The organism is Kitasatospora sp. NPDC048365 (assembly GCF_043200835.1).
GTDB lineage: Bacteria > Actinomycetota > Actinomycetes > Streptomycetales > Streptomycetaceae > Kitasatospora > Kitasatospora terrestris.
In genome coordinates this window covers 77,150-91,047 of sequence record NZ_JBICYJ010000014.1, presented here as the reverse complement: position 1 = coordinate 91,047, position 13,898 = coordinate 77,150, and the positions used below count along the sequence as shown (strand labels likewise).

General features: G+C 71.5%; 14 protein-coding genes and 1 riboswitch. Of the genes, 7 read left to right on the top strand and 7 right to left on the bottom strand.

What is annotated here, in order from left to right; all coding sequences use genetic code 11:
• Positions 1 to 21 precede the first annotated feature (21 nt).
• Positions 22 to 1,242, top strand: a complete 1,221-nt coding sequence (locus tag ACGFX4_RS16830; protein ID WP_393074304.1) for an Ig-like domain-containing protein — start codon at positions 22 to 24, stop codon at positions 1,240 to 1,242.
• On the opposite strand, the gene ACGFX4_RS16825 is transcribed toward ACGFX4_RS16830, so the two are convergent.
• From ACGFX4_RS16825 to ACGFX4_RS16805, 5 genes are all read right to left on the bottom strand, one after another.
• The gene (locus ACGFX4_RS16825; RefSeq protein ID WP_345696678.1) at positions 1,239 to 1,613 is read right to left on the bottom strand and encodes a GntR family transcriptional regulator; all 375 of its coding nucleotides are present in this window, start codon (positions 1,611 to 1,613) and stop codon (positions 1,239 to 1,241) included. The two genes, ACGFX4_RS16830 and ACGFX4_RS16825, sit on opposite strands and share 4 nt — an antisense overlap.
• Before the next feature lie 78 nt (positions 1,614 to 1,691).
• On the bottom strand, positions 1,692 to 3,353 hold the full coding sequence (locus ACGFX4_RS16820; RefSeq protein WP_393074300.1) for a cytochrome bc complex cytochrome b subunit: 1,662 nt from the start codon (positions 3,351 to 3,353) through the stop codon (positions 1,692 to 1,694).
• On the bottom strand, positions 3,350 to 4,414 hold the full coding sequence (locus ACGFX4_RS16815; protein ID WP_393074297.1) for a Rieske 2Fe-2S domain-containing protein: 1,065 nt from the start codon (positions 4,412 to 4,414) through the stop codon (positions 3,350 to 3,352). The genes ACGFX4_RS16820 and ACGFX4_RS16815 overlap by 4 nt, the downstream gene beginning before the upstream one ends.
• The gene (locus ACGFX4_RS16810) at positions 4,411 to 5,235 is read right to left on the bottom strand and encodes a c-type cytochrome (protein ID WP_393074294.1); all 825 of its coding nucleotides are present in this window, start codon (positions 5,233 to 5,235) and stop codon (positions 4,411 to 4,413) included. Before ACGFX4_RS16810 ends, ACGFX4_RS16815 begins: the two co-directional genes overlap by 4 nt.
• Positions 5,236 to 5,323: 88 nt before the next feature.
• Positions 5,324 to 5,944, bottom strand: coding sequence for a heme-copper oxidase subunit III (locus ACGFX4_RS16805; protein WP_393074292.1), 621 nt, complete (start codon positions 5,942 to 5,944; stop codon positions 5,324 to 5,326).
• A 288-nt stretch (positions 5,945 to 6,232) separates the two neighbouring features.
• Here ACGFX4_RS16805 and ACGFX4_RS16800 point away from each other — a divergent pair, with 288 nt between their 5' ends.
• The 3 genes from ACGFX4_RS16800 to ACGFX4_RS16790 all read left to right on the top strand — a co-directional run bounded on the left by ACGFX4_RS16800 (position 6,233) and on the right by ACGFX4_RS16790 (position 9,455).
• A complete protein-coding gene (locus ACGFX4_RS16800) occupies positions 6,233 to 6,658 on the top strand; it encodes a hypothetical protein (protein WP_393074290.1) in 426 nt (141 codons plus the stop codon).
• A 129-nt stretch (positions 6,659 to 6,787) separates the two neighbouring features.
• Positions 6,788 to 7,861, top strand: coding sequence for an anthranilate phosphoribosyltransferase (trpD, locus tag ACGFX4_RS16795; RefSeq protein WP_393074287.1), 1,074 nt, complete (start codon positions 6,788 to 6,790; stop codon positions 7,859 to 7,861).
• A 67-nt stretch (positions 7,862 to 7,928) separates the two neighbouring features.
• Positions 7,929 to 8,046: riboswitch (SAM riboswitch) on the top strand.
• Between the two features lie 47 nt (positions 8,047 to 8,093).
• Positions 8,094 to 9,455, top strand: coding sequence for an aminotransferase class V-fold PLP-dependent enzyme (locus ACGFX4_RS16790; RefSeq protein WP_393074284.1), 1,362 nt, complete (start codon positions 8,094 to 8,096; stop codon positions 9,453 to 9,455).
• A gap of 7 nt (positions 9,456 to 9,462) precedes the next feature.
• Here ACGFX4_RS16790 and ACGFX4_RS16785 read toward each other — a convergent pair whose 3' ends face one another.
• Together ACGFX4_RS16785 and ACGFX4_RS16780 are read right to left on the bottom strand one after the other, a co-directional pair.
• Complete coding sequence (locus ACGFX4_RS16785; protein WP_393074282.1) at positions 9,463 to 9,744, bottom strand: Lrp/AsnC family transcriptional regulator; 282 nt, start codon at positions 9,742 to 9,744, stop codon at positions 9,463 to 9,465.
• A complete protein-coding gene (locus ACGFX4_RS16780) occupies positions 9,741 to 10,595 on the bottom strand; it encodes a rhomboid family intramembrane serine protease (RefSeq protein WP_393074279.1) in 855 nt (284 codons plus the stop codon). Before ACGFX4_RS16780 ends, ACGFX4_RS16785 begins: the two co-directional genes overlap by 4 nt.
• 148 nt (positions 10,596 to 10,743) lie before the next feature.
• Between ACGFX4_RS16780 and ACGFX4_RS16775 the strand changes: the two genes are divergently transcribed.
• The 3 genes from ACGFX4_RS16775 (at position 10,744) to ACGFX4_RS16765 (ending at position 13,796) form a co-directional block, all read left to right on the top strand.
• On the top strand, positions 10,744 to 11,010 hold the full coding sequence (locus tag ACGFX4_RS16775; RefSeq protein WP_345696668.1) for a hypothetical protein: 267 nt from the start codon (positions 10,744 to 10,746) through the stop codon (positions 11,008 to 11,010).
• A 190-nt stretch (positions 11,011 to 11,200) separates the two neighbouring features.
• Positions 11,201 to 12,562 (top strand): NYN domain-containing protein, encoded by a 1,362-nt coding sequence (locus tag ACGFX4_RS16770; protein ID WP_393074494.1) that lies wholly within the window; start codon positions 11,201 to 11,203, stop codon positions 12,560 to 12,562.
• Positions 12,563 to 12,767: 205 nt separating this feature from the next.
• Positions 12,768 to 13,796, top strand: a complete 1,029-nt coding sequence (locus ACGFX4_RS16765; RefSeq protein ID WP_393074275.1) for an NlpC/P60 family protein — start codon at positions 12,768 to 12,770, stop codon at positions 13,794 to 13,796.
• Positions 13,797 to 13,898: the final 102 nt, after the last annotated feature.

Here is a 13,898-nt window from a genome sequence, read left to right as displayed (position 1 = left end):
ACTCGTTCCCTCGCGGTGGCCATGCTCGTTCTGACGCCGCTCGTGGCCTGCTCCGCGGAGAGCACAGGCGGGAACGAGACGGCGGTCACCACCTTCCACCAGGTCGACGCCGCCGGATTGGTGCACACCTCCGCGGCCGGGCTGGTCGATCCCTCCCAGCCCTTCACCGTGACCGCCGAGCCGGGTGCCCGGATCACCGACGTCACGGTCACCGGGCCGGACGGACAGGTGGTCGCCGGAGAGCTCGCCGCCGACCAGCAGAGCTGGAAGACCACCGGCCATCTGAGAGCCGGAACGAGCTACACCGTGAAGGTCGCCGCCGACGACGGCAAGGGCGGCCGCGGCGAGACCACCGCCACCTTCACCACCCAGCAGGCGCAGAACCTGCTCACCGCCGAGCTCGGCCCGGACTCCTCCGGCAGCGGCGTCTACGGCGTCGGCCAGCCGCTCACCGTGAAGCTCTCCGAGGCGGTCAAGGACCCGGCGGCCCGCCAGGAGGTCGAACGCGGCCTGACCGTCGTCTCCCAGCCCGCCGTGACCGGCGCCTGGTACTGGGTGGACGACAAGGAGCTGCACTTCCGCCCGCAGGAGTACTGGCCCGCCAACGCCACCGTGAAGCTGTCCTTCGACCGGGCGGGCGTCCGGATCTCCGACGGCGTGTACGGCGGCGAGGCGCAGACCCTGTCGCTGAAGACCGGCGACCGGGTGGAGGCGGTGGTCGACGCCGCCGCGCACCAGCTGACCTACCGCCGCAACGGGCAGGTGGTGAACACCATCCCGGTGACCACCGGCAAGCCCGGCTTCTCCACCCGCAACGGCATCAAGGTGGTGCTGGGCCAGGAGGCCGACGTCCGGATGAGCGGCGAGACCATCGGCATCGCGGCGGGCAGCAGCGAGTCCTACGACCTGGACGTGAAGTGGGCGACCCGGGTCACCTGGAGCGGCGAGTACGTGCACGCCGCGCCCTGGTCGGTGGGCTCCCAGGGCAAGGACAACGTCAGCCACGGGTGCACCGGCATGTCGACCGAGAACGCGCACTGGTTCTTCCAGAACACCCGGGTGGGCGACATCGTCCAGGTGGTCAACAGCAAGGGCCACGAGATGGAGCCGTTCGGCAACGGCTTCGGCGACTGGAACGTCCCGTGGGCCGAGTGGGTGAAGCACAGCGCGCTCGGTGCCCCGGTCTCCACGGCGGCGACCACCGGGAACGGCGTGCAGAGCGCGCTGGTGCCGCAGCCCTAGGAACGCTGCCGGTAGGCGACGTCCAGGGCGGTGAGCACGGACGCCTGGGCCTCCTCCAGGGAGAGGCCCAGGCGTTCGGCGCGCTCGGCGTAGGCGGCGGCCGCGGCGGCGGCCAGGCGGTGCGCGGTGTCGCCGGTGGCGGCGACCAGGGTGCCGCGCCGGCCGTGGGTCTCCACCACGCCGTCCGTCTCCAGCTCGCGGTAGGCGCGGGCCACCGTGTTGGCGGCCAGCCCCAGCTGCTCGGCCAGCGCGCGGACGGTGGGCAGCTTGGTGCCGACCGGCAGCGTGCCGGTGCGGGCCTGCTCGGCGACCGCGTGGCGGATCTGCTCGTACGGGGGCGTGGGGGAGTCGTGGTCGATCGTCAACTGCATGAGGGTGGCTCCGCTCCTGGAATGCGCTGAGGGCCCCCTCGGCGAGGGGGCCCTCAGGCTGTGGCGATCAGTGGCTGATCAGTGGTGGCCGTGGCCGCTGGTGATCTCCGCGTGCTCCTCGGCGGTCGGCTTGGCGATCTGGGCGGACTCGCCGTAGAAGCCCTCGGAGAGCTTCGAGCGGGTCTTGGCCACGACGCCGGCCTTGCGGGCGACACCGTTCTCGTCCACCGCGGCGGGCAGCTCGATCGGCTGCGGCTGCTCGTGCGCGGTGAGCTTGAACTTGTCCTGCGCCGAGAGCTCGGCGTGGACCTCGATGAACTCACCGTGCGGCAGGCGCTTGATGATGCCCGACTCGCGGCCGTGCAGCACCTTCTCCTTGTCGCGGCGCTGGAGACCGAGGCACCAGCGCTTGGTGATCACGAACACGACCACCGGGACGACGAAGAAGCCGATGCGGACCGCGTAGGTGATGGTGTTGATCGACAGGTGCAGGTGGGTGGCGATCAGGTCGTTGCCACCACCGGCGAGCAGGATCAGGTACAGCGAGATCCAGGCGGCACCGAAGGCGGTGCGGACCGGCGCGTTGCGCGGACGGTCGGCGATGTGGTGCTCGCGCTTGTCGTTGGTGACCCACGCCTCGACGAACGGGTACAGCCAGATGACGGCCAGCACCAGCGGGAAGACCATCAGCGGGATGAACACGCCCAGGTTGAGGGTGTGGCCGCCCCAGACCGAGATCTCCCAGCCCGGCATGACACGGATCAGGCCCTCGGAGAAGCCCATGTACCAGTCGGGCTGCGCGTCGGTGGACACCTGGTCCGGACGGTACGGGCCGTACGCCCAGATCGGGTTGACGGTGGCGATGGCCGAGATGGCCGCGATGACACCGAACACCAGGAAGAAGAAGCCACCGGCCTTGGCCATGTAGACCGGCATCAGCGGCATGCCGACGACGTTCTTCTCGGTCCGGCCGGGGCCCGCGAACTGGGTGTGCTTGTGGTAGAAGACCAGGATCAGGTGCGCCACCAGCAGGCCCAGCATGATGCCCGGGATGAGCAGCACGTGGATGGTGAAGAACCGCGGCACGATGTCGGTGCCGGGGAACTCGCCGCCGTACAGGAACATCGCCATGTAGCTGCCGACGATCGGCACCGCCAGGATCGCGCCCTCCATGAAGCGGATACCCGTACCGGAGAGCAGGTCGTCCGGGAGCGAGTAGCCCATGAAGCCGTCGAACATGCCGAGGAAGAGCAGGCCGGCGCCGAAGAGCCAGTTGATCTCACGCGGCTTGCGGAACGCGCCGGTGAAGAACACGCGCATCATGTGCACGAGCATCGCGGCGACGAACACGATCGCGGCCCAGTGGTGGATCTGACGGATCAGCAGACCACCGCGGACCTCGAACGAGATGTTCATGGTCGAGGCGTACGCCTCGGACATCCGGATGCCGTTCAGCGGCACGTACGAGCCGTGGTACACGGTCTCGGCCATGCTGGGCTTGAAGAACAGCGTCAGGTAGACACCCGTGAGGATGATGATGATGAAGGTGTAGAGGCAGATCTCACCGAGCATGAAGGACCAGTGGTCCGGGAAGATCTTGCGCAGGTTGGACTTGGCCAGGGTGTAGATGCCCAGGCGGCCGTCCACCCAGTCCGCGGCCGACTCCGCCTTGTTCGCGGGCTTGGCGCGGGTACTGCTCGGCTTGTTTGCACCGGTGCTGGTGCCGCTTGCGCTGCTCATCGCGGACGCTCCCAGTAGCTCGGGCCGACGGGCTCGTCGAAGTCGCCGGTGGCGACCAGGTAGCCCTGCTCATCGGTGGTGATCTTCAGCTGCGGCAGCGGGTGGCCGGCCGGGCCGAAGATGACGCGAGCGCCGTCCGCCAGGTCGAAGGTCGACTGGTGGCAGGGGCAGAGCGCGTGGTGGGTCTGCTGCTCGTACAGCGAGATCGGGCAACCGACGTGGGTGCAGATCTTCGAGTAGGCCAGGATGCCCTCGAAGCCCAGCTCACGGGACTGGTTGTCCTTGATGTCCTCCGGGGCGATCCGGACGAGCATCAGCGCGTCCTTGGCGATCTGCACCTGGAAGTCCTCGGCGTCCTCCTCCAGGCCCTCGGGCTTGGCGAAGGTGAGGGACCCCTGGATGATGTCCTCGGCCTTCATCGGCTTGTTGGTGTTCATGTTCACCAGCGCGATGGGGTTCTGCGGGGTCGCCTTGTCCCAACCGGTGTGCAGCAGCTTCTGCTCCGGCAGCGGGCCCAGGTCGCGCAGCAGCACGACACCGGAGAGCGGCACCAGGGCCATCGAGCCGATCAGCGTGTTGCGGAGCATCTTGCGACGGCCGAAGCCGGACTCCGCGGCACCCGTCTTGAACTGCTCGATGACGTCCGCGCGCAGCTCGTCGTCGGCCTCGATCGGGTGACGCTCGGCGGGCAGCTCGTGGTCCGACATCAGCGTGCGGGCCCAGTGGACCGCGCCCGCGCCGATGCAGAACAGCGCCACGCCGAGGGTCAGGCCCAGGGCGAAGTTGAGCGAGCTGACGTGGCCGATCGGGAAGATGTAGACGATCTCGTCGATCGGGAAGACCACGTACGAGGCGATGAAGCCGATGGTGGCCAGCATCGACACGATGAAGAGCAGGGAGACCTGGCGCTCGGCGCGCTTGGCGGCCCGCTCGTCGATGTCGGTGCGACGCGGCTCGTGGGCCGGCAGGCCCGGGTCGGCGAACGGGTCTCCGTGCGTGGCGACCGCGCCGTGGGAGGCGTCGTGCGCCTCGGGCATGTTGTCGGAAATGTCGTGGCTCATGACTTCTTGGCCTTGGTGGTGTGGGCGGCGACCCAGATCGCGATGACGATGAGGAGGCCGAGACCGAAGATCCAGCCGAACAGGCCCTCGGTCACCGGACCGAGGCTGCCCAGGGTCAGACCGCCGGGGTTGGGCTCGTCGTTGGTCGTGTGGCGGACGAAGGCCACGATCTGGCGCTTCTGCTCCTCCGGCATGGTGGTGTCGGGGAACGACGGCATGTTCTGCGGGCCGGTCTGCATGGCCTCGTAGATGTGCTTCGGGTCCACGCCGTCCAGCGAGGGCGCGTACTTGCCGTTGGTCAGGGCTCCACCCTGGCCGGCGAAGTTGTGGCACTGCGCGCAGTTGGTGCGGAACAGCTCGCCACCCGCCGCGATCTCCGCGCCGTTCACGGCCGGGTCGGTGGAGGGGGTGTACGCCTTCGGGCCGGGCGTGACCGGACCGGGGCCGAGCGAGGCCACGAACGCGGCCAGCTGGTCGATCTCGTGCTGCGAGTAGATGACCTTCTTGCGCGGGACCTGGGCGCCCGGCTGCTGCGCGGGCATGCGGCCGGTGCCGACCTGGAAGTCGACCGCGGCGGAACCGACGCCGACCAGGCTCGGACCGTCGGAGGAGCCCTGGCCGTTCAGGCCGTGGCAGGAGGAGCAGCCCACGGCGAAGAGCTTCTTGCCCTCGTCGATCGCGAGCGACTGCGCGGAGGTGTCGGCCTGCGCCTTCTCGGCGGGCGCGAACGCGGCGTACAGCCCCCCGGTGGCCGCCAGGGCGAGAAGTAGGACGACCAGCGCTGCCAGTGGGTGGCGCCGTCGTGCGGAGAGCTTTTTCACGGAATAACCCCGGTGTCAGGATCGGTCGACAGCCGGCCCGCCCCGACGTCCCGGCGGCTGAGACCGGGTCAGGGGCGTGGTCGGCTGGTTACTTGATCAGGTAGATGGTCGCGAACAGGCCGATCCACACGACGTCGACGAAGTGCCAGTAGTACGACACCACGATCGCGGCGGTGGCCTGCTCGTGCGTGAAGCGCCGCGCCGCGTAGGTCCGTCCGAGGACCAGCAGGAAGGCGATCAGACCACCCGTCACGTGCATACCGTGGAAGCCGGTGGTCAGGTAGAAGACCGTGCCGTACGGGTCCGAGGACAGCGACAGGCCGTCCTTCTTGACCAGCTCGGTGTACTCGAAGATCTGCCCGCCGATGAAGATCGCGCCCATCACGAAGGTGATGTAGAACCACGAACGGAGCTTCTTCACGTCACCGCGCTCGGCGGCGAAGACGCCGAGCTGGCAGGTGAGGGAGGAGAGCACCAGGATGATGGTGTTCGTCAGGGAGAACGGCACGTTGAGGGCTTCGGCCTTCTCGTGCCAGTACTCTGCGCCCTTGACGGAGCGGAGGGTGAAGTACATCGCGAACAGGGCCGCGAAGAACATCAGCTCCGAGCTCAGCCAGACGATGGTTCCCACGCTGACCAGGTTCGGCCGGTTGACCGCTCCGTGCGCGTGTCCGGTTTCTGTTGCTGTTGCTGTCGCCACGACGGACATTATGTCGGTCCCTTATTCCGTCTTCACGCCGGGGGGTCTCCCTCGGAGTGTCCGGTGCGTGCGGTATGCCCACCTGGGGCTCCGTCCGTTTTCTGATGGTTGTTCGGTCTGGCGGTGGCGGCGTCCCCCGGGCGGGTGACCGGTGGGCGTGGCGCGTTGAAGGAGATCGCGTCAGGGGCTCACGGGCGGGGGTGCGCGGGAGTAGCATCCGGAGTGAACGTGGTCCGGATCACACTGGGCCGTTCGGAGCGGCACATATAAGAGGACGAGCACCCGGGAGCAGGGCCCATGGCGCACACGACCGACGAGACGCTCACCGTTCTCGTCTACAGCGACGACCGCAACACCCGCGAGCAGGTCACCCTGGCGCTGGGCCGCAGGCCCGCCGCGGACCTCCCCGCGATCGAGTACCTGGAGTGCGCCACCACCCCGGCCGTGCTGAAGGCGCTGGAGCGCGGCGGTGTCGACCTCTGCGTGCTGGACGGCGAGGCCGTGCCGGCCGGCGGGCTCGGACTCACCCGGCAGCTCAAGGACGAGATCTACGGCTGCCCGCCGGTCCTGGTGCTGATCGGCCGCCCGCAGGACTCCTGGCTGGCCGCCTGGAGCCGGGCCGACGCCGCCGTCTCGCACCCGGTCGACCCGGTGGCGCTGGCCTCGGCGGCCACCACGCTGCTGACCGCCCGCATGGCCCGCCGGACGCCCGCGCACCGCTGACGGTCGGACCTGTCTCACCTGGAGAGATGCGGGTCGGGAACGGCCCGCATCGCTCCCGTCGCTCTCGCTAGGCTGGCTCACATCCTTCCGGCGGCCTTCCGCCGGTACCGAGACGAGCTGGAGACGGCCATGGTGAACGTGCACTCTGCGAACGGCGGTAGCGACCCCGCGCAGGTGGTCCGCACCTGGCCGGACGTCCTGTCGGTCCTGCTCCGCGGCGAGGACCTCGACCGGGCGGACACCGCCTGGGCGATGGACCGCATCATGAGCGGCGAGGCCAGCCCCGCCCAGGTGGCCGGCTTCATGGTCGCGCTGCGGGCCAAGGGCGAGACCGTCGAGGAGATCTCCGGTCTGGTCGAGTCGATGTACGCGCACGCGGAGCCGCTGCACATCCCCGGCCCCGCGGTCGACATCGTCGGCACCGGCGGCGACCGGGCGAAGACCGTCAACATCTCCACCATGTCGGCGGTGGTCGCGGCCGCGGCCGGCGCCAAGGTGGTCAAGCACGGCAACCGGGCCGCCTCGTCCGCCAGCGGCGCGACCGACGTGCTGGAGAAGCTGGGGATCAGCCCCGACGTCAGCACCCGCCGGGTCGCCGAGATCGCCGAGGAGGTCGGGCTGACCTTCTGCTTCGCGGCCCGCTTCCACCCGGCGATGCGGCACGCCGCCCCGGCCCGACGGGACCTCGGGGTGCCGACCGCGTTCAACATCCTCGGCCCGCTGACCAACCCGGCCCGGGTCACCGCACACGCGATCGGCTGTTTCGACACCCGGCTGGCCGGGCTGATCGCCGGCGTGCTCGCCGCCCGCGGCGCGAGCGCACTGGTGTTCCGGGGTGACGACGGGCTCGACGAGCTGACGATCTCCACCACCTCGCACGTCTGGGTGGTGCGGGGCGGCACGGTCACCGAGACGCAGTTCGACCCGCGCGAGGTCGGGATCGAGCTGGTGGGCATCGAGGCGCTGCGCGGGGCCGACCCCGAGTACAACGCGGCCGTCGCCCGCCGGGTGTTCGCCGGCGAGCGCGGTCCGGTGCGCGACGCGGTCGTGCTCAACAGCGCCGCGGCGCTGGTCGCGCTCGACCTGACGGACGCTCCGCTGGCCGAGCAGATCGCCGCGGCGATGGAGCGCACGGTGGCCGCGATCGACTCCGGCGCGGCCGAGGCCACCCTCAAGCGCTGGGCCGAGGCGACCACCAAGTAGCCCTCGAACGACGCGTGGTCTTCGGGGGCTGCCGAGCCCCCGAAGATCATGCTAGGGTCTGGCACTAGGTCATGAGTGGCAGCGACAAGCCCCAGCTTGCTGTCCGGCAACCCTCCGTCCGTGGCGGGGTGCCCTGGGTGAAGACCGGGCTTCGCGGCGATCCGTCCGCGCGGCAAGCGCGGACCACCGGTCGATGCACCCCGGGGTCCTTACCCCAGGAGGAGTGCATCCCATGGCCGTTTCCACCGAGATCTGTGCCCCCCTTGCCGTGCTCGGCCACGACGTCCAGGTGCCGCTGGCCTCCGGCGAGAAGGTCGGCTACGCCGCGCTCGACTACGCCGCCAGCGCGCCCGCCCTGCAGCGGGTCTGGGACGACATCGCCGCCTACGCCCCGTACTACGGCAGCGTGCACCGCGGCGCCGGCTACCTCTCGCAGCTGTCCACCGACCTGTTCGAGCAGAGCCGCCGCACCGTCGCCGACTTCCTCGACCTGCGCGCGGGCGACCAGGTGGTCTTCACCCGGGCGACCACCGACTCGCTGAACCTGCTCGCCGGGGTGCTGCCGGCCGGCACCCGGGTGTTCGCCTTCGAGACCGAGCACCACGCCTCCCTGCTGCCGTGGCGCCGCGAGGGCCTGACGGTGTCGTACCTGCGCGCCCCGCGCTCGCACGCCGAGGCGGTCGCCGCCCTGGACGCCGCGCTGGCCGGGGCCCCCGAGGGCCCCAAGCTGTTCTGCGTCACCGGCGCCTCCAACGTCACCGGCGAGCTGTGGCCGGTCGCCGAGCTGACCCGGGTCGCCCACCGGCACGGCGCCCGGGTGGTGCTGGACGCGGCCCAGCTCGCCCCGCACCACCGGGTGTCGGTGCGGGAGCTGGACGTGGACTGGATCGCCTTCTCCGGCCACAAGCTCTACGCCCCGTTCGGCGCCGGGGTGCTGGCGGGCCGGGCGGACTGGCTGGACGCGGCCGAGCCGTACCTGGCCGGCGGCGGGGCGAGCCGGACGGTGGCGCGCGAGGTGGACGGCTCGGTCGCGGTGGAGTGGCAGCAGGGCCCGGCCCGGCACGAGGCCGGCTCGCCGAACGTGATCGGCGCCTACGCGATCGCCTCCGCCTGCCGGGCGCTGGGCGAGGCGGGCTTCGACGAGCTGGAGGCCCGCGAGCAGCAGCTGGTCGAGAAGCTGAAGAAGGGTCTGGCGGAGGTGCCCGAGGTGCGGGTGCTCAGCCTGTTCGGGGAGGACGCCGCCCGGGTCGGCGTGCTGTCGTTCGTGGTGAAGGGCTGGAACAGCTCGCACTTCTCGGCGGCGCTCTCCGCCGAGTACGGGATCGGCGTCCGGGACGGGCTGTTCTGCGCGCACCCGCTGGTGCGCACCCTGCTGGGCGGCGAGGAGGCCGCGCCGAGCGAGTGCGGGGCGCCGGAGCCGTCGCTGCCGGGCGAGCGGAGCCTGAACGCGATCCGGGTGAGCTTCGGCGCGGGCACCCCGGAGGAGCACGTGGACCGCTTCCTGGCAGCCGTCCGCGAGCTGGTCGCGGACGGCGCCAAGTGGACCTACCGCAACGAGGACGGCCGCTGCGTGGCCGACACCTCGGGCAGGTGAGCGGGGGCTACTCGTCCAGGCCGAGCGCGAAGGCCGCCTCGAGGTCGTGCTGCGAGTAGGTGCGGAAGGCGATCTGGGTCTCGGTGTGCGTGACGCCGGGCACCTTGTTCACCTGACCGGGGATCACCTCGGCGAGGTCCTCGTGACGGCGCACCCGGACCATCGCCACCAGGTTGCAGGAGCCGGTCACCGAGTAGACCTCGCTGACCCCGTCGATCGCGGCGACGGCCTCCGCGATCTCGGGGATCCGGTCGACGCTGGTCTTGATGAGGACGATCGCAGTGATCACTCTGGCGCTCCTGTAAACGGGGGTGCGGCCAGCGTATCGGCCGCCCTGTCGCCGCGTCTCCCGGTCGGCGGGCGGGCGGCCGGCGGGCCCGCGGTCCGCGGGCAGGCGGCCCAGGTGAACAGCCAGCCGGCGGTGAAGCCGATGACGTGCACCAGGTACGCGACGCCCGAGCCGCCGTCGCGCACCGACCACCACTGCAGGGCGAACCACAGGCCGAGCACCAGCCAGGCGGGGAAACGCAGCGGCAGGAAGAGCAGCACCGGCACCAGCGTGGTCACCCGCGCCCTCGGGTACAGCCGCAGGTACGCGCCGAGCACCCCGGCGATCGCGCCGGAGGCGCCGACCAGCGCCCGGACCGCGTCCGGGGTACGGGCCTCGGCCAGCGCGAAGCCGTACGTGGCGAGGTAGCCGATCGCCAGGTAGCAGAGCAGGAAACGGGCCCGGCCGAGCCTGCGCTCCACCCCGGGGCCGAAGACGAAGAGGAAGAGCAGGTTGCCCAGCAGGTGCAGCCAGCCCGCGTGCACGAACAGCGAGGTCAGCACCGAGAGCGCGGGCACCTTCCCCGGGGTGGGGGAGAGCACGCAGTCCGGGGTGACCGGGGCGATCTGCTGGAGGCGCTCGGCGGAGAGCGGCCGACGGTCGATCAGTTCGGCGGGGACGGCCCCCCAGCGGTGCTCGTAGCGCTGCTCGGCGCAGAGCCGGGCGGCCCCGGTGCCGTACAGCGGATTGACGCCGCTCGGACCGAGCAGCAGCACCAGCGCCGAGACGGCGATCAGCGCGTACGTGACCACGGGGGCCGGGCCCGGCCCGGGGGCGGGCGGAGCGGCCCGGTCGAGGACGGGGAGCACCATGCCGGGGAGCATTCCTCGGGGCCGCCCCGGCGACACCGCGGGGTGCTGCGGACGGGTGAAGTGTCCGCGCCGTGGACCGGTTCCCGGGCGCGTCGGTGCAGGCAATAGGCTTGGAGATCCGAGCCGGAACCCGCCGAGAGGACCCCTGGTGACCATCGCCGCGCCGACTGACGAGACCCGCTGGCGCTGCACGCTGTGCGGCAACCTGACCCGTTTCGACGTGACCCGCTCCTCCCGGGTGATCGACTTCGTGCACTTCGACCTGTCCGGCGACTCCAAGGTCGAGGAGACCGAGGTGCTGGCCGAGACCATCGAGTCGGTGCGCTGCCGTTGGTGCAACGCGGTGGACCAGGTCGAGCTGGTGGCCCGTCCGGGTGCCGAGGAGGCTGCCGCCGAGGGCGAGCAGCAGGCCTGACGCAGGCCCGTCCGGCGACCCCCGCCCCGCGTTCTGCCCCGTCCGGGGTGGGCCGCGGGGCGGACTCGTAGCGGGGGTGCTGTCGGTGGGGCAGGGTAGACGGGACAATTGCAGGGAGCGGTGAGTTCCAGGGCGTCGGCAACCGGCCGACCGGCACCGCCCAGTGATCAGGATCGGAGCCGACGACGTGGTGGAGGCAGCGAGCGGGCCGGCGGAGGGTTCCGGGCCTGCCGAGGAGCCGGCCGAGGTGCTGGACCGGCCGCTGCCCGAGGGGGTGCGGCGCCGGGTGGTCGGGATCGCCGCGGACGCGCTCGGCGCCATCCCGCCGGCCGAGCTGCCCGCCTCGCTGCGCCAGTACGCCAAGTTCACGCCGGCCCGCCGGGCCAAGTACGCGGCGACCGCGCTGGCCGCGGCACTGGAGGCCGAGCCGGCCTTCCGGCTGCGGATAGCCGAACGGCTGCGGCTCGGCCAGCCCGATCTGGTGAAGTCGCTGGAGGCCGGGTCGGTGCCCTCGGCCGCCGACCCGATGGACGTGGCGGCCGCCGCCTACCTGCTGCGCACGCCCGGCTGGACCCGGGTGGTCGCGGAGGCCGGCGAGGAGGCCGAGCGGGTCGACGCCGAGGGCGCGGCCGCCGAGGCCGGCCGCCTGGTGGAGAAGCTCCAGGCGGAGCTGGCCGAGGCGCGCGGCGCGGCCCGGGCCGAGCAGGAGCGCCACCGGGCGGACGCCGAGGGGGTGCGCCGCGAGGTGGAGTCGCTGCGCAAGCGGGTGCGGACGCTGGAGAGCGACACCCGGCGGGCGCAGGCGGAGGCCCGCAAGCTGCAGGCCGAGCTGGACGCGGCGCGGACCGCGGTGGCGACCGAGCGGAGCGCCGCGGAGTCCGAGGCGCGCCGGCTGCGGCACCGGGTCACCGAGCTGGAGGCGGCGGTGGAGGCCGGCCGCCGCTCGGCCCGCGAGGGCCGCTCGGTGGAGGACATGCGGCTGCGGCTGCTGCTGGACACGGTGCTGCAGTCGGCGCAGGGCCTGCAGCGGGAGCTGGCGCTGCCGGTCTCGCAGATCCGGCCGGCCGACCTGGTGGAGGCGGTGGTCCCGGGCTCGGCCTCGCCGAACGACGTGGCCCGCCGGGGCCTGGCGGAGGACGACCCGGCGCTGCTGGACCAGCTGCTGGCCATCCCTCAGGTGCACCTGGTGGTGGACGGCTACAACGTGACCAAGACCGGCTATCCGACGCTGCCGCTGGAGCAGCAGCGGCTGCGGCTGCTGGGCGGGCTGGCGATGCTGGCCCAGCGCACCCAGGCCGAGGTGACCTGCGTCTTCGACGGGCAGGACCTGGACGTGCCGGTGATCATGGCGCCGCCGCGCGGGGTGCGGGTGCGGTTCAGCCGGACCGGGGAGACCGCGGACGAGCTGATCCGCCGGCTGGTGCGGGCCGAGCCGGAGGGCCGTCCGGTGGTGGTGGTCTCGGCCGACCGGGAGGTGGCGGACGGGGTCCGCAAGGCCGGTGCCCGACCGGTCGCCTCGGTGCTGCTGCTGAATCGGTTGTCCCGGAGCTGAGCCGGGCTCAGGCGCTCCGTCGGTGCTGGTCGGGGCGCCTGGGTGGCCGCGATGTGTCGATCGCGTGAAGCCCGCCCGGGTTGGGAAGTTCGTGGGGGTAGGGGAGTGGCGCCGGAGCGCCGAGTTCACTAGGGTCTGGCGTCAAACCTATTTTCCGGACTATCGCCCGAACGGGTGAGTCCAGCTGGAAGAAGGAGCTACACCCTTGGCCTCCCACCGCCGTCCCAAGCAGCCGAGCCGTGCGCGGGTATCCGTGCTCACCGCTGCCGCCGCGACCGCGGTCGCCCTGTCGGCCCAGGTGAGCGCGCACGCCGCGCCCGCCCAGCCGAACAAGGACGAGGTGAAGGCCCAGGTCGACAAGCTCCTCGAGGAGCAGGAGCAGGCGGCCGAGAAGTACAACGGTGCCAAGGAGCGGGCCGACCAGCTGCACAAGCAGGCCGACCAGCTGCAGGACCAGATCGCCCGCAGCCAGGCCCAGATGACCGACCTGGCCGCCGGCCTCGCGGCGGTCGCGGCCGACGAGTACCGCACCGGCGGCGTCGACCCGTCGATGCAGCTGATGCTCTCCACCGACCCGGACAAGTACCTGGCGCAGGCCTCCAGCTTCGAGCAGGCCGCCAACACCCAGGCCGACACCCTCCGGACGCTCAAGGACCAGCAGCGCCGGCTGGACCAGCAGAAGCAGGAGGCCGCGGCCGTCCTCGCCGAGCTGGACAGCTCCACCCAGGCGCTGAACGACGCCAAGAACCAGGTCCAGGAGAAGCTGAAGGAGGCCCAGAAGCTGCTGAGCAAGCTCAGCGCCGCCGACCGGGCCGCGATCCTCGGCGGCGGTGCCGCCGCTTCCCGCAGCGACTCCCGCTACGACCTCTCCAGCCTGCCGCAGCCTGGCGGCTACGCCGGTGTCGCGGTCAACGCGGCGATGGGCAAGCGCGGTTCGGCGTACGTCTGGGGCGCCACCGGCCCGAGCACCTTCGACTGCTCCGGCCTGATGGTGTGGGCGTACAAGCAGGCCGGCGTCTCGCTGCCGCGCACCTCGCAGTCCCAGGCCTCGGTCGGCACCGGGGTGCCGCTGTCCGCCGCCCAGCCGGGTGACCTGGTCATCTACTACGGCGACGCCCACCACGTGGGCATGTACATCGGCAACGGCCTGGTGGTGCACGCGCCGCGCACCGGCGACGTGGTGAAGGTGATGGCCGTCGACACCCTCCCGATCAAGACCATTCGTCGGGTCTGACCGTTTCGCGCGGCTTCTGACGGGCTGTGACACGCCCGGACGCGTCGAGATCACCCTGTGATCTGCGACACGTCCGGGCGTTGTGTTTTCCGGGCTTATGAT